Source organism: Paraliobacillus sp. JSM ZJ581 (assembly GCF_044383835.1).
In the GTDB taxonomy this organism is placed as follows: Bacteria; Bacillota; Bacilli; order Bacillales; family Amphibacillaceae; genus Paraliobacillus.
This window is the reverse complement of record NZ_JBISEP010000028.1, coordinates 1-19293: the sequence shown is the minus strand read 5'-3', so window position 1 is coordinate 19293 and position 19293 is coordinate 1. Positions and strand designations below refer to the sequence as shown.

Below are 19293 nucleotides of genomic sequence, written 5' to 3'. Positions count from 1 at the left end.
TTAGTGGTAGATGCTTGTTTTTTAATATTACTTTTTTGTCTGATTTAAATTACCACATAATAAAAAAGGAATATACACACCATTAATTAACAATGGTTTATATTCCTTACTCTTTTTGGTTTGAATAATTCAGCCACAATTATCTTCTAACCCTTACTTCTATTTTGATTCGCAAAGGTATAATCGATATAATGCCCTTTATCTTTGTCACGGTACATATAAGATGAATGCTGTTAATTTATTGTCAGAGCACTCGAAAGTATGCAAATTAATAAAATAGCTTCACTATAAATTATCACTTTCTTCAATCTCAGATTCAAAGCGATCAAGCAATGTACGTACTTGATCCGTTGTCTCGGTGTGCATTAATTCATTTCTTAAATGGCTTGAACCTCTAAATCCTCGGACATATATCTTAAAAAAGCGACGTAAAGGTTTGAACGGACGCGATTCTTCAGCAGTATATTTATCAAAAAGATCCAAATGTAACCTTAATAAATCAAGCAATTCCTTACTACTATGCTCTTTCTTTTCTTTTTCAAAGGCAAAAGGATTAGTAAAAATACCACGTCCAATCATCACGCCATCCACACCGTATTTGTTAGCTAGCTCTAAACCAGTTTGACGGTCAGGAATATCACCATTGATTGTCAAAAGCGTATTCGGCGCTACCTCATCACGTAGCTTCTTAATCTCTGGAATCAGCTCCCAATGCGCATCTACTTTACTCATTTCCTTTTTTGTACGCAAATGGATAGAAAGATTAACAATGTCTTGTTTCAATATGTGTGTGAGCCAGTCACGCCACTCATCAATCTCTGTATAACCAAGTCTCGTCTTCACACTAACAGGTAGTCCTCCTGCTTTCGCCGCTTGTATTAGCTCTGACGCAACTTCTGGTCGACGGATAAGGCCACATCCTTTACCGTTTCCTGCCACATTTTGTGCAGGACAACCCATGTTGATATCAATACCGCGGAACCCTTCTTTCGCCATACCAATACTCATTTGTCTAAAATATTCCGGCTTATCTCCCCATATATGTGCCACCAACGGCTGCTCATCTTCTGTGTAAGTCAAACGTCCACGAACGCTTTGGTGTCCATCAGGGTGGCAATAGCTTTCCGTGTTTGTAAACTCAGTAAAGAACACATCTGGTCTACCTGCCTCGCTTACTACATGACGAAAAACAATATCTGTCACATCTTCCATTGGTGCTAATATAAAAAACGGTCGTGGTAAATCACGCCAAAAATTATCTTTCATAACTAAATTCCAATCCTTTCATTATCGACACATTCGAACAAAATCCTATTATTATACAAAAATAAAAAGCAAAGATATCTTTGCCTCTTGTATACTTATACCATGCTTGAGCACTTATTTTCAATCTATATTTATATAGATGACGTAAAAGTAAATGACAATCAAAATACAATTTTTAAGCAGATTGAGATCTTACAAAAAGTAAACCAACATTTGATAACATGAAAATACCTTATCTTCATTAAAAAAGTTCGTTCATTTCTTCCATTCCATTAAGTATTCTTGCTCATTGGTTTGCTCATCTGTTAATTCTTCTCTTATAACAAAGCCATTATTCTTATAAAAACGGACTGCAGATGTATTTTCCTTGTATACTTTCAATTGGATCACATTTCTTCGTTCTTTCATAAAATCCAACAACGCTTTCCCAGACCCGTTATTTTGGTGTGCGGTATCAATAAAAAGAGCTGCTAAGTAGTTGTCTACCATTGAGATAAATCCTACAATTTTTGATTGATTGGTTATGACGTGTGTTTCTGACATTGGTATGTACTTTTCTCTCATATCTTTCACTTGCGCTTTCCAATAAGCCTCATTGATAAAATGGTGTGCTTGTAATGATCCTTTGTACCAAATATCAACCAACGTATCTATATCTGTATCTTTATATATTCTTATCATAAAATTCCTCTTTCTCCAATTAACTTATACTCTATAATGAATTTTTTTTGGGGCCAAGCCGCTTTCCAATTCTTCTTAATAATCCGTTCTTCATAGTTTGTTTCTTAACATTTAACCTCTCACCCTTTGATCCACGAGTGTGTACTCTTATTGTAGCACAAAAAACGTTCACTATAGTAGCAAACGTTTAAGCTTTTTATTCTATATATTCAGAACTTGTTTTAACCATTCACTAATTTAGAACGTAACTTATTAGAAATGAACTCAATAATAAGAATTAAAGCGACTAATCCAATCAAGATGGAACCAACTTGTGGCCAGCGGTAGCCTTGCATCGCAAAAATCAACGGCGCACCGATACCACCCGCACCTACTAAACCTAGAATAGATGCTTCACGCATGTTCATATCGAATCGGTAAATCATTACCGATAGAAATACTGACATCAGTTGTGGTAATATACCAAACCGTATCTTCTCAAATGTGGTACAGCCCATCGATGTCATAGATTCTAGTACTTTAGTGTCTAAATCTTCAATCGCATCAACATAAAGCTTGGCTAACATACCAATGGACGTAATACCAATCGTTAACACCCCGGCAAACGGTCCAGGACCAGTTACTCGGATCAACATTAGTCCATAAACCAATGATGGAATCGTTCTTACAAAAATCAACAACAATCGTGTCAATGCACTGACTGGTTTAGGTACAATATTTGATGCAGATAAAAAAGCTAGTGGAACAGCTAAAATTGCACCAATAATTGTTCCAAGAAACGCAATCGCAAGTGTTTCAAGTAATAAGTACATTACTCCTTGATTTGTTACATCAAATAAAAAAGCCAAGTCAGGATTCAGTAAGCCTGAAAATATATTTTTAGCGATCACCATTCCTCGTTGATCAAGTGCTAAACTAAGTTCGGATACAGACCAAAACATTAACACTGACAGAATAATAGCTATCGTCCATGCATATCCTCGACGTTCCGGCTCTGCTTGGAGTTGTTTTTCTACTGCGGTTAGTGTTGACATAAGCACATCTCCTTAGACGAGTTTCTTTCTAAAATATTCACTAGTTGACTCAATCAGATAGACTGTTACTACTAACATAAGAATAATCATTCCTAAGCTTGAGTAATCACGCCAACCAATTGTTTCATTAATCAATCGCCCAATCCCGCCAGCACCTACATAACCTAAAATCGCAGCATAGCGTACATTACCTTCAAAGCTATAAAGTGACGTTGATAAGTAATTAGGAAGAATTTGAGGGAATATCGCCGTGCGAAAGGCTGATATTTTACTCATGCCCATTGCTTCCATCGCTTCAAAGCTTCCCATATCAACATTTTCGATCGCTTCATACATTAACTTTCCAACATAAGAGGTAGTAAATAAGAATATAGCAACTGTTCCAGCTGTTTGAGGCAGTTGAAAAATATACGTTGCAATCAATGCTGTTACTAAAGTTGGCATCGTTCGAACTAAACTTAAAAATGTTTTTACAACCGAAACAACTACTCGCTGTTTCATAATGTTTACAGAAGCAAGCACCGCAAGTGGCAAAGCAACTGCAGCACCGAGCATGGAACCAAACAATGACATTTTTAACGTTGACATCAATTCTGGCCAAACACCTGAAATATATTCCCAATTTGGCTGAAGCATCTTAATAATAATTGTAAAAAATTCATGGATCCGCTCAATCAGTTGAGCCATATCGAAGTTAGTAACAACAGCTGAGTAATACAGCGCCAACGCGAGGACAATAAGAATAAGAGGTGTTTTCGAACGTCTCTCATGAACAACTGTACCATTTGATAGAGCAATTTTTTTAGGTCGGAACAATTTATCCCACATAATCCTTATTCTCCTCCCTGGCGAAGTTTAACTCCTCCACATCCCCTTCATAAATTAGCTTTAATACACCCTCATCAACCATTGATGCTTTACCATCATAGACGACTTTTCCAGCGCGAATGCCAATAATTCGATCTGCATACTCCAGTGCAACTTCAACATGATGAATATTCATGACGATGGTGATATCAAGCTCTTTATTGATTCGGGCAAAGTCTTTCATTACACGTTTGGAAGTTACTGGATCTAGCGAAGCAATTGGTTCATCCGCCAGAATGATATCTGGTTCTTGAGCTAAAGTACGTGCAAGTGCAACCCGTTGTTGTTGACCACCTGATAGTTGATTGACACGCATGTATGCTTTATCTAAAATTCCAACTTGATCAAGCGCTTCAAGTGCTTGTCTTTTTTGTGCCTTTGTATAAATACCTGTTAGTGTGCGCCAAAACGGATTATCTGGTGCAAATGCTACTAATACATTTTTTAAAACAGTCGTACGGTTCACCAAGTTAAATGATTGAAAGATCATGCCAACTTTACGTCTGAACTTTCGAATGGCTTTTCCTTTTAATGCACCGACATTTATCTCATCAACATGTAGCTTCCCGCCAGTGATATCGTGCATACGATTAATACAACGAATGAAGGTAGATTTACCAGCACCGGATAAACCAATAATTGCAACAAATTCACCCTTGTCAATGTGGAGGTTAATCTCCTTTAAAGCTTCTGTTCCATTTGGATACACTTTCTCTACATTATTAAACTCAATCATTAGATACCCTCATTTCCACCCGGAGTGTTCGTTCTCTTGATGATGGATTGTTAAAAGCGAGACACTCAAATAATTGGATGCCTCACTTTGTTCACTATCCATAGTATTGTTTATTTTAAATTTCGTAAGAACTCTTGTGCATCACGTTCCCCATCATAGTTGGCAGATTCAGCTTTTTGATAGCCTTCGTGGCTATAAATACTAATAACTTCTTTTCCTTCTTCTGTTTTTGCGATGTTGATGAATGCATCTTGTAAAGCTTGTTTCAAATCATCACTCATAACGTCTGCGTTTTTACTAACGGATACCGTATCGTTGTAAATCGGTTGTGTGACACCGATGACGTTCGTTTCTTCCCAAATGGACGCTTCACGACCAAAATCACCGATCCAGTTCTCTTCATTATCTCGTCTTGCATCAGCATACACTACGACAACATCGGCTTGCTCTGCTGCCAATTTTGCAAATGTATCACCGTAACCATTCGATTGAATCGACTGATCTAAATCAGTAATACTTTTTTCGTAATTTTCTTGTAGCCATAAGGTTGGATAAATATAGCCTGACGATGAAGACGTTGATTGTACAGACCAGCGAGCACTATTCACATCATCCCATGTTAATGCTTCCCCATTATTTACTTTCTCAGACAGTTCTTGTCCTTTTTCAGACGGTCCAGCAATAATTAAGCTACGATAATAGGTTGCTTGCTTATCTGATAAACCTTCCGTTGGTTTATTTTCATTCCAATCAACAGGATTTTCAGAATCATTTGATAACGCAGCACGTGTCGCTGTCAAAATAACTTCAGCACCATCATCATATAATACGTATGTACCGCCAGGAATTAATCCAACATCCGTTGTACCAGATGACAAAGCTTCACCAACTGCCTCATAAGTGGTGCCTACATTAATTTCTACATGATTCACATTCACACCTAAGTCAGCTAATTCCTCTTTTAGTAAGCCTTTTAAAGGTTCAGTTGCCGTTACGATTTCTTCTGGATCACGTGACGGAACAAATGATACCTTTAAGGTGTCAATTGCTTCATTTTTACTATCTTCACTTGCATCTTTCGGACTAGCATCCGTGACAGATTCTGTATCTTTTTTGTCATCACTACATCCAGCAATTACTAGCACCGTAAAAACTAGTCCTAACAAAATCAATAATTTATGTTTCATTTTCTATTCCCCCTAACAGAATGTTTGATCGAAAGTAACTTTCAGGTGCAGTATAGCATGGAATTAGTGCTTTACATTGTTAACTTATGGTTAAAAAATCTTAACATTGTAAAACCTTGCCTAGCAAAAAGAATGGTGCTTATACTAAAAAGACATAGGTAAACTGGAAGGGGCGGCAATGCTTTATGACAAAAGAACAAACACAAACATTAACCATTCTTGCGACGAGTGACATTCACGGTCATATCTATCCAACAACTTATCGAGGTAAATTGAATCAGCCAATCGGACTAGCAAAATTAGCTACAATCATTGAAAAAGAAAGAAAAAAATCAGCAGATACACTATTAATCGATAACGGGGATATGATTCAAGGTTCCCCATTAATGTATTCATATCATCATTCAACGCTACCTACCAATCCGATCATTGAAGCGATGAATCAGCTTGGCTTTGATGCTGGTGTCGTAGGAAACCATGAGTTCAATTTTGGAAGATCAGCGATTGATAAAGCAGTCAGTTCCTCTCATTTTCCGTGGCTTTCAGCTAATGTTATAGACCAGTCCAATAAACAACCAATTTACGGTAAACCTTACGTAATCCAAGAAACCGATAGCGGAATAAAAGTTGCAATCCTAGGAATAACAACGCATTACATACCTAATTGGGAAAAGCCAGACCATATTAGAGGAATAGATTTTTCTGACGCATATGAGGCAACTAACTATTGGGTAAAGGGCATTCGTGAGCATGAAGCAGTTGACGTTTTAATCGTCAGCTACCACGGTGGGTTTGAGCGTGATTTAATAACAGGCGAACCAACTGAAAAGTTAACTGGAGAAAACCAAGGCTACCGAATCTTAACTGAAATTGACGGAATTGATGTACTGTTAACCGGCCACCAGCACCGGAAGATCGCACAAATACATTCCGAAAAAGCAGTCATCCAACCTGGTGTAAACGGTGAGGCTTTAGGAAAAGTAACGTTAAATTTATCAAAAGTAAATAATACTTGGACGATTAATCACAAGCACGCTGAATTAATTCCTGTCACAGTTGAAACACCTGTTTCTGAAGCTATCTCACTAGTTGCTCGTGAAGCCCATAAACAAACCGAGCTATGGCTAGACAAGCCGGTTGGTTATGTGGAAGGAGACCTGTCTGTCACCGATCCATTTCAGCTTCGATTAGCAACACATCCATTGATATCTTTCATTAACAGTGTTCAGGAAGACGTTGCGCAAGTAGATATATCATTAACTAGCCTCTTTCACGACCAAGCTCCTGGGTTTTCAGGAGAAGTCACCATGCGTGAAATTGTCAGCAACTACATCTATCCTAATACGTTAACGGTTCTTCAACTAACAGGTAAAGCGATGAAACAAGCACTCGAATTATCGGCCAATTATTTTCAGTTAGATGACGAAAACAATATAACGATCAACCCAGACTTCTTATATCCAAAGCCAGCACCGTATAATTATGACATGTGGTCAGGAATTGACTATCAACTATCGATTAGTCAACCGGTTGGTAAACGAGTTACATCGTTGTACTATCAAGGTCAACTGATCCGAGAAGACGATACATTTCACGTAGTGATGAATCATTACCGTGCCAGTGGTGGCGGAAACTTTGATATGTTTAAAGATAAGCCGGTAATTAAACAGATCCAAACCGATATGACGGAGCTGTTGGTCGATTACTTTACAAAACATCCAATTGTTGTTCCTCAGTATAGAACAAACTTTACTGTTACTCGCTAGTTACTCGCATGTACACAAAATAAAATCACAGGTCTTAACAAGTCTTTGGTGGTCATTGCACCAGATGGATAAAATCATGTATAGATGTTTCACTCTACCATTTCATTCAACTTTTAATTACTAACTTGTTCGACTTATATAAACAACAAGTTGCATCGCTACAAACATTGAAAGCCCGCTCTCGAGGAGTAGGCTTTCAATTAATTGATTAGGTTATAACTAACACTTCGCTTCCACATCATCGTGTGAACTTATTGATTGTTTTCTAATAGGTATGTTCTAGCGCATCCTCAAACATAAAGATCGAACATAGTAACATCATAGCCAAGCTGCTTTAAATAGTTGAAAAATTGGCCGCGGTGATGAAACAAGTGTGAAACTTCTTCAACGAACCAATGTGCTTGAATTTCACCTTCTTCAAGGTAAAATGGTGTTGTCTTTTTAAGCAATAAATCCTCTTCCGATAAAGATAGTATATAAGTCTTATACGCTTTAAAACCATGATGCATCGCATTTATCATCTCTTCTGCCGATTCTAATCTATCGTATTTTTCTTCTATCTTTTTAACTGTGTCCCCATCTTTCCCCTGAAAAATATGAAGGTCTACTTCTGGGATGGACACGATATGTTTAGCAAGATCTTTAAGACTCCTCATATTATCTGCCGGCTGATACTCCCAATCCTTCACTTGTACTTTTCCTAGCAATCCTTCCATCGACCGAATACCTATTTCTAATTCACTCAATAGTTGATTTCTTAGAATGTCTACTGTGTTCATTGCTCTCATCCTTCCATTTATGATTGATTTCATACTATCATGCAATCATGACAAATCCTGTCACTATTACAAAGGCTGTTCTAAAAAAAATCAACTGTACTGCTCTGAAAGGTTTTTTAATTTTAGTTTCATATATGTAATCGCTTCGATAGGTTCTAATATTAATGCCTCACTTCCAAAAATCCAGATGAGATCAACAAAATAATTCAGTTCGGATTTTGGAATTGTTGCTTTTATCCAGCCCGTTCCATTCTCTCTTTCTTTAATTAGATGATCCAAATCTATCTCTGACCTGGCTCGTCGTACTCCTTCTCTCGATAATTCGACTGAAAAAGTAATCGGATCTAATACTTCTTCTTCTGATAATTTAATCCATTCCATCACAGATTGATAGGGAAGGCTCTGCACTTCAGCATCTGTTGTTACCGCTTGTTTTATTCGATCTACACGAAACAGGCGAATACCTTTACGGAAAAAGCAATAAGCAGGACAATACCAAAATCCGTTATAACTATATAGACCAATTGGTTGAATAATCCTCTTCCTTACACCATTTTTACTGTCATAGTGAATGGAAAGTGTCAATTGATCAACAGCTGCATGTAATATTGTTTCTAGATAATCAGCAGGTTGAACACGGTTTGGATTCCAAAAAACAATCCGACCTTTCATTGAGTCAATGCGAAGTTTGGCATCGGAGGGTAAATATTGATAAAACTTCTTCAAGGCGTAGCCAGTTTCAGTTTTAAATGGAAGGGAGTCAAAGAATTGAAGGGATTGGAAAGCAAAATAAAGTGCAACTACTTCCGATTCTTTTAAAAAAACAGGGGGAAGCATTCGTTCATTTAATACATAATAACCACCATCTGCACCAACTTCGGAATAGATAGGAACACCGATAGCACTCAATTCATCTAAATCACGAAGAATGGTACGATAGGAAACTCCGAACGCTTCCGCTAGCTCTCTTGCTGTGAATTTACGCTTCGTATTCACAGTCATCATTAATTCAATTAAACGTTGAGATTTAGACATTATCGTTCCTCCAAGCTTTTATTATAAATAGATAACAAGATGACGCTAAAACACCAAATATAAAAATTTGAGATGCTAGCAAACTAGCAAAGTTACCGTCTATCAATTAACTAATGTTCAAAAGTAATCCGACAATTAATATACCACCTGCTACATATGTGAGGAAGCTGATCATATATTTTATTAATTGATTCTTTTCATAGGATAATTCTACGAAGTATCTGCGATTATATCTACAAGCTCTTCTTTATTTCTTACTACAAGCACCACATTGGCATTTGTCTCAATACGTTCTTTTGAAATTGCAATCCAGACATCTCTACTTGCTCCAGTAACAATAACTGTTTTTCCATTCAGTTATTTCACCATTATATTTTATCCCACTGGTTCTTTTAATTAGTTCGATTTTTTCTATTTTCTATGCATAAAGGATAACTCTATTTCTAAACTAGAGGTGGTCAAAGATTAAAAAGGTACCAACCATGCTTCCAATCGTTGCGCCGATATTGCGTAAACTCTAAAGCACGGTTATTTCAATTAGAGCACATGAATCAATTGACATGTATGCCTAAAGAAAAGGCGCCTTATTAAGTGAATGCGCCTTTTTACGGTACAACTATTTATTAGCAATTGCTTCAAATGTGATTGTCTGAGTTGAATTTGTAGGATAGTTTCCGTGCTTGTAATCTGCTGAGATTGTTATATCTTTAAAACCAATTTGTTCAAGAATCATTTTAAATTCTTCAACCCCATACCAACGAAGTGGAAAACGTTCTAGTTCTGACTGTGTTAATTGACCATTATTCCATTTTTCATATCGATTATGCGATATCGTATATTGGCTTATAAAGTCAACTTCGACAATTTTACTTTCTAAAGTGATGATCCCACCATTTTGAGATTCCCAAGTTCTTGTCGATACATTACCAACTGTTAGATCCGTTTGCAAAAAAATGTCTAAAATAAGCTTGCCTCCATCGGAAAGATGATTATAGAAATTTTTCAAGGTACTAATAGAATCCTCTCTTTTATGTAGCAACAAAAATGTTCCAGTTGGTACAATAATCGCCTCATATTTTGTATCCAATGAAAATGACTCCATTCTCCCTTCAAACAATTTTGGGTCTAACCCTCTATTTTTACAGTTATTACGACAAATTTTCAGCATTTCTTTGGATACATCAAAACCATCCACTTTTATTCCTTTTTCTAAAAGCGGAATAAGAATTCGTCCAGTTCCAACCCCTGGTTCGAGAACATTCCCTTCACACGAGGCCAATCTATCACTGTAAAACTCCACATCACCAAAAGAAAGCCCAATATATTTGTCTATATCATATACCTCTGAAGAAAGATTGTTATAATAACCCAACATATACTTTCTCACTCCCTTCTATCCTCTTCCTATAAAACTAGTTTTAATTTTACAATAACTTACACGATAAAGGAATTCATTTTTCCTATGAAAAAATCTCATTTAAAGCCTTTGCATTTATTATAATTAGGTTCTGAGGCTACACTGAGTTGTACAGATAAAATAAGGTGTTAGATGCAAAAGAAAAAGGCTGGATCACTATTGGATTAAAAGCCACCCTATCCATTGATAAACTTAAACACTTAAAAAAGTGTTTCGTTTAGTGTTGACAATTCAAATAATCTGCCTTTATTTTTATTGGAACCTTTAAATAAAGTCTATTGACTCTTGAGCTACTCAATACTCCATAATTCAAATAGTCAGTGCTACTAAAGCCTAATATTAAAGAGAGATATATCTGCAATCATTAATTAACTATTTGCTCTTTATTTTTCAGCCTATAGTAGTTGAGATTAAAATAACGAGGAGTGATTTAAGTGTCTAAACATGATTATGATTTGATTGTTATTGGAGCTGGAGCAGGCGGATTAAATGCTTCACTAGAGGGGGTTTCACTAGGTAAAAATGTATTATTAGTAGAAAAATTTCAGCCTGGAGGAGAATGTACTTGGACAGGCTGTATTCCAAGTAAGGCATTAATACATATTGCCGATAATATCCACACTGCAAAAAAATTCACAACACCGCAAATTGATACTAAAAATGTAATGAATCAAGTCCGTCAATTAAGAAAAAAAGCTCATGAAGGTGAAAGTGTAGAGCTCTTACAAGCTCACGGTATTAAATATATAAATGGATTTGCTACTTTTGTGGATAATAACACTATAGAAGTTAATGGTGAAAACATAACAGCTACAAATATTATTATAAGTACGGGTTCTCGAGCATTTATTCCTAGCATACCGGGAATAAATACAGTAGACTATTTAACAAATGAGAATTTCTTTGAACTAAATGAACTCCCTAAGAGTCTTATCGTTTTAGGTGGTGGAGCTATTGGAGTAGAGTTAAGCCAAGCATTATCACGTCTTGGTGTTTCAGTGACTCTTGTGGAAATGGCTGAGTCCATTTTATATAAAGAAGACAAGGAAATTGTAGAACTGCTAACTGATATTTTAAGAAGTGAAGGAATAAGTGTACTTACTGGTGCTAAAGGAAATGAAGTTAAACAAGTTAACAACCTGATTGAACTGACCGTTGAGAAAAATGGTAAGCAAGAGATTGTTGTTGCCGAAAAAATGTTGGTTGCATTAGGAAGAAAGGCAAACCTTGAAAATATCAAATTAGAAAGGATAGGAATCAAGAAAACAGACAAAAGTATTATAGTCAATGAACATATGCAAACGAACATACCAAATATTTATGCTGTTGGTGACATAGTTGGTCCATATCTTTTCTCTCATATGGGAGGAGCACAAGGTAGAGCTGCGGTACGTCACATGTTTAATCAAACCGATAGTAAACCTATGACAAAGGATTATGCTTGGACAACTTTCACACACCCAGAACTTGCTAGAACCGGATTTACTGAAAAGGAAGCTAGTGAAAAATACGGTGATAACATTCGAATCTATAAAACAAGCTATTCTTCATCAGATAGAGCTGTTGTTGAGGGGAAATCTCAGGGGCTAGTAAAAGTAATCTGTGATTGTGAAGGGAAAATCGTAGGAGCTAGCATATTAGGTGAAAGAGCTGGTGAATTGTTAGGACAAATTCAGTTAATGAAATTGTTTAATCAACCTTTTTATAAGTTAGGAGAGGCGATTCAACCCTATCCGACTTATAGTGAAGTATTAACAAGTTTAAGTCAGGATGCACATGAATAATCATAAAACCCCCTTCATTTTGTTTGAGGGGGGATTTAATTAAAAAGGAGTGTTATAGGTGGATAAGTTATTTCGTACTGGAGACGTTGCTAAATTACATGACGTTACATCTGACACTGTACGTTTTTATGATAAAGAGGGATTGGTTACGCCAACAATAAAAAAACAAAAATATAGATATTATGACCTAAATGCCACTACCCTTTTTAGTATAGTAACTTTATTAAGAGAAATGAAGATGCCAATACAAAGTATAAAAGAACTCATTTATACAGAAGACTATAATCAAATTTTAAAGAAGTTAAGTAATCATACCCAAAGTCTGATTGAACAAAAAGAACAACTTGAAAGAAAGATAAACTACCTAAATGAATTTAATAAAAATCTAGATGTTTTCGAAAAAAAACCAAATACATTTGAACTTATAAATCAAATATCATTATATCTTTGCGAGGGACAGAGTTTTTCTTTAGAGGGCGTGGTCAATGACTATGATGCTTGCGGTAATTACGTTGATGATCAATTATGGAATAGAACATCTTTAATAATTAAGCTCAATAATCGTATTAATACTAACTCTAAAATAGAGGATAAATACTATTGTGGAAATATTATGGACAGTGAATGTAATGAAACAAAAGTGATTCATTTAAATAACATATTGAAATTTAATTATGTTGGAGCAATCGATGAAAATAGCAAATATTTAGAAGCCATATTTGAAAAAGCATTAGCTTATTGCAAGTTAAATAGCTTGATTATAGATACAATTGCTCCAGTATATGAGCTTTTCATAATGTCTCATAAGGTTGATGATACTGATAAGCATTATATAAGTGTTTTTTTTCAATTACAAACTAACTAAGAATGACGAATTAGTGTCTAGCACTCACCGAGAAAATCGAAGTTTAGTCGGAGAAAATCGAAGTTTAGTCGGAGAAATAAATCTAGTTAGCAGTATATCTAGATGTGAGAACTGTTAAGATAATGCTGTTATTAGAGCCTTTTACTTCAATATCAAGTCTGAAGAGTTGCAGTATGTTAAATATAATACATCATCACTACAGGAAGTTAGAAATCGCATAGATACATTTATGAATCATTATCATGAAGAGAATATTAACGAGAATTTAGGCTACCACTCCATATTGAATTCAGGGAAATGGCAGCCTAAAAAGGTGTTTTATTATTGACTTAAATCTTTATGTCAGTCTAATATTTTAATTATAAGCAAACGGGTGCTTTTTGTTCAAATATTTAAACAACTATTTTATATTTTAAACGACTTTATTATTCAAACACAAAAATATGTACCTGTAACTTAGTTGGTATTTCCCCAAATCCCCCTCCACTCCTTCTCTCCCAACGCTCCACTCCATCTTTTATGCCACTAGGCAATGGAACTAAGTTCTTCCCCAAAACGGCTGTTTTCTCCTTCTTTTTTCCACTCTGGGTTATATAGAATATTCCGACATTGTAATTAAGTTTGTCCTTAATAGAGAGAATAAAGATAAGAAAAACATGAGAAAAGAGATCAAAAAACCTCTTACATCCTCACACTCTCACTTCTCTTCCGTGTTCTTTCGAACTGTATAGAAAGCAATATGAAAACCAGCCGAACACGCCACTGACAAGGGATTGAATAGATATTGAACACAAGAAAAAGGACTGAATCACTATTGGATCCAGCCAGAATTTGTATTGATTTTACGATTGAATTAATATTGAATCGATATTGATAACACATGGTTTTCCCATTCTTTTTCTTCTCTCTTTCTTCCGCTCCATGTACCAACTATTTAGCATAGGGAAAGGGATTTTAGCAGGGGGATATCCACCACAGTGTTCAAGGGAAATACTTACAGTTATTAAATCCCAAGCCCAATTGTACTACATAAATTGTTGGGTAAAATAGAAAGCCACTTGAAATTACCTATTTGTATATATTTTACCCAATTAAAAATGGGCATAAAAAATAAATGTTAGTAATTTTCATTCTAACTTTGTATTAATATACCAAGTTAAGAATATAAATGAACATTAATAATCACAACAACCCGATATATTAAAATTTTATTTGACTTATAAATTATTGTCAGTTATCATTATGGATAATTTAATAATTAAATTTGATGACGAGAAAGAGTAGTTATGTAAATCTTATCTACAGAGAGTTGACGATTTGCTGGAAGTCAATGTTAAGACCATAATGAAAATCCTCTCCGAGAAGCAAAGTTGAAAGGACATTTAAACTTTGACGGCATTCTACCGATATCCAGGACACGTATGATAGTACGTAGTGTAATGAACTGACAAAAACCACTACTATGGTTTTTTTATTTTGTTAAAGGAAGATTATATATTTATATATAAACTCGATTCTACGTATGTAGGGTCGAGTTTTTTTATTATAATGAGGTGATAATGTTGAAGGAGTCCAATGTTGAAAGGGAATTAAGGGTTCGTGAAAAATGGGAAAAGGATGGGACGTTTGAACGTTCCATATCTAACCGAGAAGGAAGAGAGACCTATGTTTTTTATGAAGGGCCTCCAACTGCAAATGGTTTGCCACATGCAGGTCATGCCCTTGGGAGAACAATCAAGGACTTTGTAGCGAGGTACAAAACAATGTCTGGTTATCAGGTTTTAAGAAAAGCGGGGTGGGATACGCATGGCTTACCTGTGGAATTAGAAGTTGAAAAACAATTGAATATTCGTGGTAAGGATCAAATTGAGGAGTACGGAATAGAGAATTTTATTCAGAAATGTAAAGAAAGTGTCTTTGCCTATGAAAATGAATGGAAACAATTTACTGAGGCTCTTGGTTATTGGGTAGATATGGAAGATGCTTATGTAACCTTAAACAACGAGTATATTGAGTCTGTCTGGAATATCCTATCCACTATACATGAGAAGGGTTATTTATATAAAGGACACAGGGTTGTACCTTATTGTCCACATTGCGAGACTTCACTTAGTTCTCACGAAGTTGCACAAGGATATAAAGATGTTACTGATTTATCCGTTACAGCCAAATTTCAATTAAAGGGAACTTCAAAAGAATATCTTTTAGGTTGGACAACGACACCATGGACATTACCAGGTAATGTTGCTGTTGCTGTAAACCCTGATATGAATTATGTACGAGTTAGACAAGGATCAGAAATATTTGTTCTTGCAGAGTCTCTGGTTTCCACTGTTATGAAGGAAGATTATGAGATTTTGGAAGTTATGAAAGGAAAGGACTTAATTGGTCTCTCTTACGAACCACCTTTTAATTATGTCACAGTAACCAATGGACATAAAGTTCTCGGTGCAGATTTTGTTACTGATACAAGTGGAACTGGTATTGTGCATATAGCACCTGCCCATGGAGAAGATGATTACAAGGCAATTCAGGATAATCAATTTGATTATGTAAATGTTGTTGATTCCAAAGGTCGTTATAAGGAATATGTAGCCCCACTTGCAGGACAATTTGTAAAAGATAGTGACGTAGAAATTATTAAAATACTATCGAAGCAAAACCTTTTATTCGATAAGCAAAAGTATGAACATAGTTATCCCCATTGTTGGAGATGCGACAGTCCTCTTCTTTACTATGCCATGGAGGGTTGGTTTATTAAGACAACAGCAGTTAAAGAAAACATGCAATCAAATAACCAAGGGGTTCAATGGTTCCCTTCTCACATGAAGGACGGAAGGTTTGGAAACTTTTTGGATAACATGGTAGACTGGAATATTGGAAGAAACAGATATTGGGGAACTCCGCTAAACGTTTGGATTTGTCAAGATTGCAGTAAAGAAAAAGCCCCGCATTCTGTTAAAGAATTAAGGGAGCTTTCTACAGAAGAATTGCCAAAAGATATAGAGTTGCATAAACCATACGTAGATAAAGTACATCTAACTTGTTCTTGTGGCGGTACAATGTTTAGAACAAGCGAAGTTATAGATGTTTGGTTTGACAGTGGCTCCATGCCATTTGCTCAATATCATTATCCATTTGAAAATAAAGATATGTTTGAGAAGCAATTTCCTGCTGATGTAGTTATTGAGGGTGTTGACCAAACAAGAGGATGGTTTTACAGCTTATTAGCGGTTTCTACTCTGTTTACAGGACAATCACCTTATAAACGTGTACTTTCTTTAGGACATATTTTAGATGAAAATGGACAAAAGATGTCAAAAAGTAAGGGAAATGCCTTGAACCCTACAGAGCTAATTAATGAGTTTGGTGCTGATTCGTTAAGATGGGCGTTATTAGCTGACAGCTCACCATGGAATAATAAACGCTTTTCCAAAAAGACTGTTAGTCACGCTAAATCCAAAGTCATTGATACACTTTTGAATGTTTACTCTTTTTACTCTATGTATGCAGAGATTGATCAGTTTAATCCAAATATTGACTTGGGTGGGACTCAGACAACTCTCGATAAATGGATTGTTTCTCGATTAAATACCGTTATTGGGGAAGTAGTCCAAAGTGTAGATGATTATGATATAACAAAAGGGGCAAGAGCCATTGCAACGTTTGTTGATGAACTTAGTAATTGGTATGTAAGGCGATCCAGACAACGATTTTGGAGCAGTGGTATGACTGATGATAAAAGGTCAGCATTTAGCACCTTATTTGATGTCTTAAAGAAGCTCACGCAACTAATGGCTCCTTATACACCTTTTGTTACAGAAGATATATACTCAAACTTAGTGAAAGATAGTGTGCATGTATCTGATTACCCTCAACCAGATGAAACGCTTATTGATGAACAATTAGAAAAAGATATGGATGCTATCTTACAAATAATAGAGCTAACAAGATCCCTTAGAAATACAATTGGAATAAAAACCAAACAACCATTAGCTCAATTGTTTGTAGTCCCAACAGAAGAAATCACTCTGTCTCAGTTGCAAAAGTATTCGTCTATTATAAAAGATGAAATGAATATAAAAGAAGTAAAGTTTAAAAATGATTATGAAGATTTGTTACAGGTTGATTTCAAATTGAATTTCTCAGTAGTTGGGCCAAAGTTAGGCAAATCAGTAGGCAGAGTTAAAAATTTAATCGAAAAACTAAATGAAAAAGAAAAAGCAAAATTCATTGATGAGAGAGAAATAAAGTTATCATTAAATTCAGGTGATAGTATAACTCTTACAACGGATGACGTGCTTGTTGAGAAAAAGGGAAGAGATGGTTATGAGTTATTGGAAGGAAGTAATTTCTTAATCCTATTAGATACAACATTAACACAAGAATTAAAAGAAGAAGGATTAGTAAGGGAATTTGTTCGGGCAGTTCAAACATATCGGAAAGAGTTGAATCTTCCAGTTGATTTACGGGTAGATTTATATGTTCAGGCTGATTCATGGCTTCAAGAAGTATTGATTAAATTTGATGAATTGGTACAGAGAAATCTCATTATAAATGCAGTTCATTTTGAAAACAAACCAGATATGAGAAGTTTTAAGGTGGAAGGAAATCTGGTTAAATTACACATTCATTAATAGTGTCAACCCCTGTATCATTACAGGGTTTTTTTCGTTTGCACCATATAAATATCTGTACTATTAAAAAGCACTCTATAACTTGTTGTTATTTCATAAATCGAGATCTTCCAATAATGAGTTTTTTGTATTGTCGGTAATTTTTACAACATTTTTATTTTTTCTGAAATCTCCCAAGTTATTGACTTTTCTTTGAAACTGATCCAACTTTTCATAGCCTTCAATTGGGTTGTCCGAAAAAAGATTATCGAACATAAAATCAACTATTTTATGTATCGATTTTCCAGTTGTTATTAAGTTTATTAATGGTACATTAGAATTTGAACTTGCGTACAACCAACTAAATAGGACTCATTACCTTATTATATCTTATTTTAACTTCTTCTATCATTTCAAGTCATCTACTATATGTACCTGTAACTTAGTTGGTATTTTCCCAAATCCCCCTCCACTCCTTCTCTCCCAACGCTCCACTCCATCTTTTATGCCACTAGGCAATGGAACTAAGTTCTTCCCTAAAACGGCTGTTTTCTCCTTCTTTTTTCCACTCTGTGTTGTATAGAATATTCTGACATTTTAATTAAGTTTTTCCATAATAGAAAGAAGAATTAGGAGAATAGAGATAAGAAAAACATGAGAAAAGAGCTCAAAAAATCTATTACATCCTCACTCGCTTTCTTCTATACCGTGTTCTTTCGAACTGTATAGAAAGCGATATAAAACCGTCTGAACACAATACTGACAAGGGATTCAACAGATATTGAACACTAGAAAAAGGACTGAATAACTATTGGATCCAGCCCGAATTTGTATTGATTTACGATTGAATTATTATTGAATCGATATTGAAAACACATGGTTTTCCCACTCTTTTTTTCTTCTCTCTTCCTTCCGCTCCATGTACCAACTATTTAGCAGTAGGTACCGACTTTTTAGCAGAGGGAAAGGGATATCAGCAGGGAGATAAAAATGTTGCTTTGAAATAAAGTTTGATCAGAAAAGCCTGAGAATCCTCTATTTTACATAAAGTAAAAAGAATTCACTTTGAATAAAGATTGATCAAAATTATTTCTATTTCCTTTTTTTGCAGTTGATTCTAAAAGGATTTAACTAACTAGCTGTTACTGTTGGACGGACTAAAGATATAAAATCACTAGCGTCACATTAAAATATTTTCGTGTAATACTAAATACAGAATTTTCTGTATTTAGTATATTCCCATAAAAAAATCCTTTATAA

The 19293-nt window shown here is 35.3% G+C and carries 14 protein-coding genes; 4 read left to right on the top strand and 10 right to left on the bottom strand.

Going from position 1 to position 19293, the window contains the following annotated elements; translation table 11 throughout:
- Window positions 1–285: 285 nt before the first annotated feature.
- From ACH6CY_RS13220 to ACH6CY_RS13195, 6 genes are all read right to left on the bottom strand, one after another.
- Window positions 286–1266, bottom strand: coding sequence for a tRNA dihydrouridine synthase (locus tag ACH6CY_RS13220; protein ID WP_374067801.1), 981 nt, complete (start codon window positions 1264–1266; stop codon window positions 286–288).
- Window positions 1267–1521: 255 nt separating this feature from the next.
- A complete protein-coding gene (locus tag ACH6CY_RS13215; protein WP_374067800.1) occupies window positions 1522–1947 on the bottom strand; it encodes an N-acetyltransferase in 426 nt (141 codons plus the stop codon).
- A gap of 221 nt (window positions 1948–2168) precedes the next feature.
- Window positions 2169–2981, bottom strand: a complete 813-nt coding sequence (gene phnE / locus ACH6CY_RS13210; protein WP_374067799.1) for a phosphonate ABC transporter, permease protein PhnE — start codon at window positions 2979–2981, stop codon at window positions 2169–2171.
- 12 nt (window positions 2982–2993) lie between these two features.
- Entirely contained in the window at window positions 2994–3809 is an 816-nt protein-coding gene (gene phnE, locus ACH6CY_RS13205) for a phosphonate ABC transporter, permease protein PhnE (protein ID WP_374067798.1), read from the bottom strand.
- Complete coding sequence (gene phnC, locus ACH6CY_RS13200) at window positions 3799–4584, bottom strand: phosphonate ABC transporter ATP-binding protein (RefSeq protein ID WP_374067797.1); 786 nt, start codon at window positions 4582–4584, stop codon at window positions 3799–3801. The genes phnE (ACH6CY_RS13205) and phnC overlap by 11 nt, the downstream gene beginning before the upstream one ends.
- Before the next feature lie 110 nt (window positions 4585–4694).
- On the bottom strand, window positions 4695–5771 hold the full coding sequence (locus ACH6CY_RS13195) for a phosphate/phosphite/phosphonate ABC transporter substrate-binding protein (RefSeq protein WP_374067796.1): 1077 nt from the start codon (window positions 5769–5771) through the stop codon (window positions 4695–4697).
- A 185-nt stretch (window positions 5772–5956) separates the two neighbouring features.
- Here ACH6CY_RS13195 and ACH6CY_RS13190 point away from each other — a divergent pair, with 185 nt between their 5' ends.
- Window positions 5957–7537: a bifunctional metallophosphatase/5'-nucleotidase gene (locus ACH6CY_RS13190; RefSeq protein ID WP_374067795.1), complete on the top strand. Its 1581-nt coding sequence runs from the start codon at window positions 5957–5959 to the stop codon at window positions 7535–7537.
- Between the two features lie 290 nt (window positions 7538–7827).
- Here the strand turns inward: ACH6CY_RS13190 and ACH6CY_RS13185 are convergent, their stop codons facing one another.
- The 3 genes from ACH6CY_RS13185 to ACH6CY_RS13175 all read right to left on the bottom strand — a co-directional run bounded on the left by ACH6CY_RS13185 (window position 7828) and on the right by ACH6CY_RS13175 (window position 10726).
- Entirely contained in the window at window positions 7828–8349 is a 522-nt protein-coding gene (locus ACH6CY_RS13185; protein ID WP_374067794.1) for a DinB family protein, read from the bottom strand.
- A 57-nt stretch (window positions 8350–8406) separates the two neighbouring features.
- Complete coding sequence (locus ACH6CY_RS13180; protein ID WP_374067793.1) at window positions 8407–9351, bottom strand: helix-turn-helix transcriptional regulator; 945 nt, start codon at window positions 9349–9351, stop codon at window positions 8407–8409.
- A 616-nt stretch (window positions 9352–9967) separates the two neighbouring features.
- On the bottom strand, window positions 9968–10726 hold the full coding sequence (locus tag ACH6CY_RS13175) for a class I SAM-dependent DNA methyltransferase (RefSeq protein ID WP_374067824.1): 759 nt from the start codon (window positions 10724–10726) through the stop codon (window positions 9968–9970).
- A gap of 476 nt (window positions 10727–11202) precedes the next feature.
- Between ACH6CY_RS13175 and ACH6CY_RS13170 the strand changes: the two genes are divergently transcribed.
- Both ACH6CY_RS13170 and ACH6CY_RS13165 read left to right on the top strand, forming a co-directional pair.
- Entirely contained in the window at window positions 11203–12552 is a 1350-nt protein-coding gene (locus tag ACH6CY_RS13170; protein WP_374067792.1) for a dihydrolipoyl dehydrogenase family protein, read from the top strand.
- A 58-nt stretch (window positions 12553–12610) separates the two neighbouring features.
- Window positions 12611–13417, top strand: a complete 807-nt coding sequence (locus tag ACH6CY_RS13165; protein WP_374067791.1) for a MerR family transcriptional regulator — start codon at window positions 12611–12613, stop codon at window positions 13415–13417.
- 425 nt (window positions 13418–13842) lie between these two features.
- Here the strand turns inward: ACH6CY_RS13165 and ACH6CY_RS13160 are convergent, their stop codons facing one another.
- Window positions 13843–13971 (bottom strand): hypothetical protein, encoded by a 129-nt coding sequence (locus ACH6CY_RS13160; RefSeq protein ID WP_374067790.1) that lies wholly within the window; start codon window positions 13969–13971, stop codon window positions 13843–13845.
- 1008 nt (window positions 13972–14979) lie between these two features.
- On the opposite strand from ACH6CY_RS13160, the gene ileS reads away from it, so the two are divergent.
- Window positions 14980–18054, top strand: a complete 3075-nt coding sequence (gene ileS / locus ACH6CY_RS13155) for an isoleucine--tRNA ligase (RefSeq protein WP_483874865.1) — start codon at window positions 14980–14982, stop codon at window positions 18052–18054.
- The last annotated feature ends 1239 nt before the right edge of the window (window positions 18055–19293 follow it).

Bases quoted from the DNA above. Each gene is read 5' to 3' on its own strand.
- ACH6CY_RS13220 (WP_374067801.1), bottom strand. From the start codon at position 1,266: ATGAAAGATAATTTTTGGCGTGATTTACCACGACCGTTTTTTATATTA.
- ACH6CY_RS13215 (WP_374067800.1), bottom strand. From the start codon at position 1,947: ATGATAAGAATATATAAAGATACAGATATAGATACGTTGGTTGATATT.
- phnE (WP_374067799.1), bottom strand. From the start codon at position 2,981: ATGTCAACACTAACCGCAGTAGAAAAACAACTCCAAGCAGAGCCGGAA.
- phnE (WP_374067798.1), bottom strand. From the start codon at position 3,809: ATGTGGGATAAATTGTTCCGACCTAAAAAAATTGCTCTATCAAATGGT.
- phnC (WP_374067797.1), bottom strand. From the start codon at position 4,584: ATGATTGAGTTTAATAATGTAGAGAAAGTGTATCCAAATGGAACAGAA.
- ACH6CY_RS13195 (WP_374067796.1), bottom strand. From the start codon at position 5,771: ATGAAACATAAATTATTGATTTTGTTAGGACTAGTTTTTACGGTGCTA.
- ACH6CY_RS13190 (WP_374067795.1), top strand. From the start codon at position 5,957: ATGACAAAAGAACAAACACAAACATTAACCATTCTTGCGACGAGTGAC.
- ACH6CY_RS13185 (WP_374067794.1), bottom strand. From the start codon at position 8,349: ATGAAATCAATCATAAATGGAAGGATGAGAGCAATGAACACAGTAGAC.
- ACH6CY_RS13180 (WP_374067793.1), bottom strand. From the start codon at position 9,351: ATGTCTAAATCTCAACGTTTAATTGAATTAATGATGACTGTGAATACG.
- ACH6CY_RS13175 (WP_374067824.1), bottom strand. From the start codon at position 10,726: ATGTTGGGTTATTATAACAATCTTTCTTCAGAGGTATATGATATAGAC.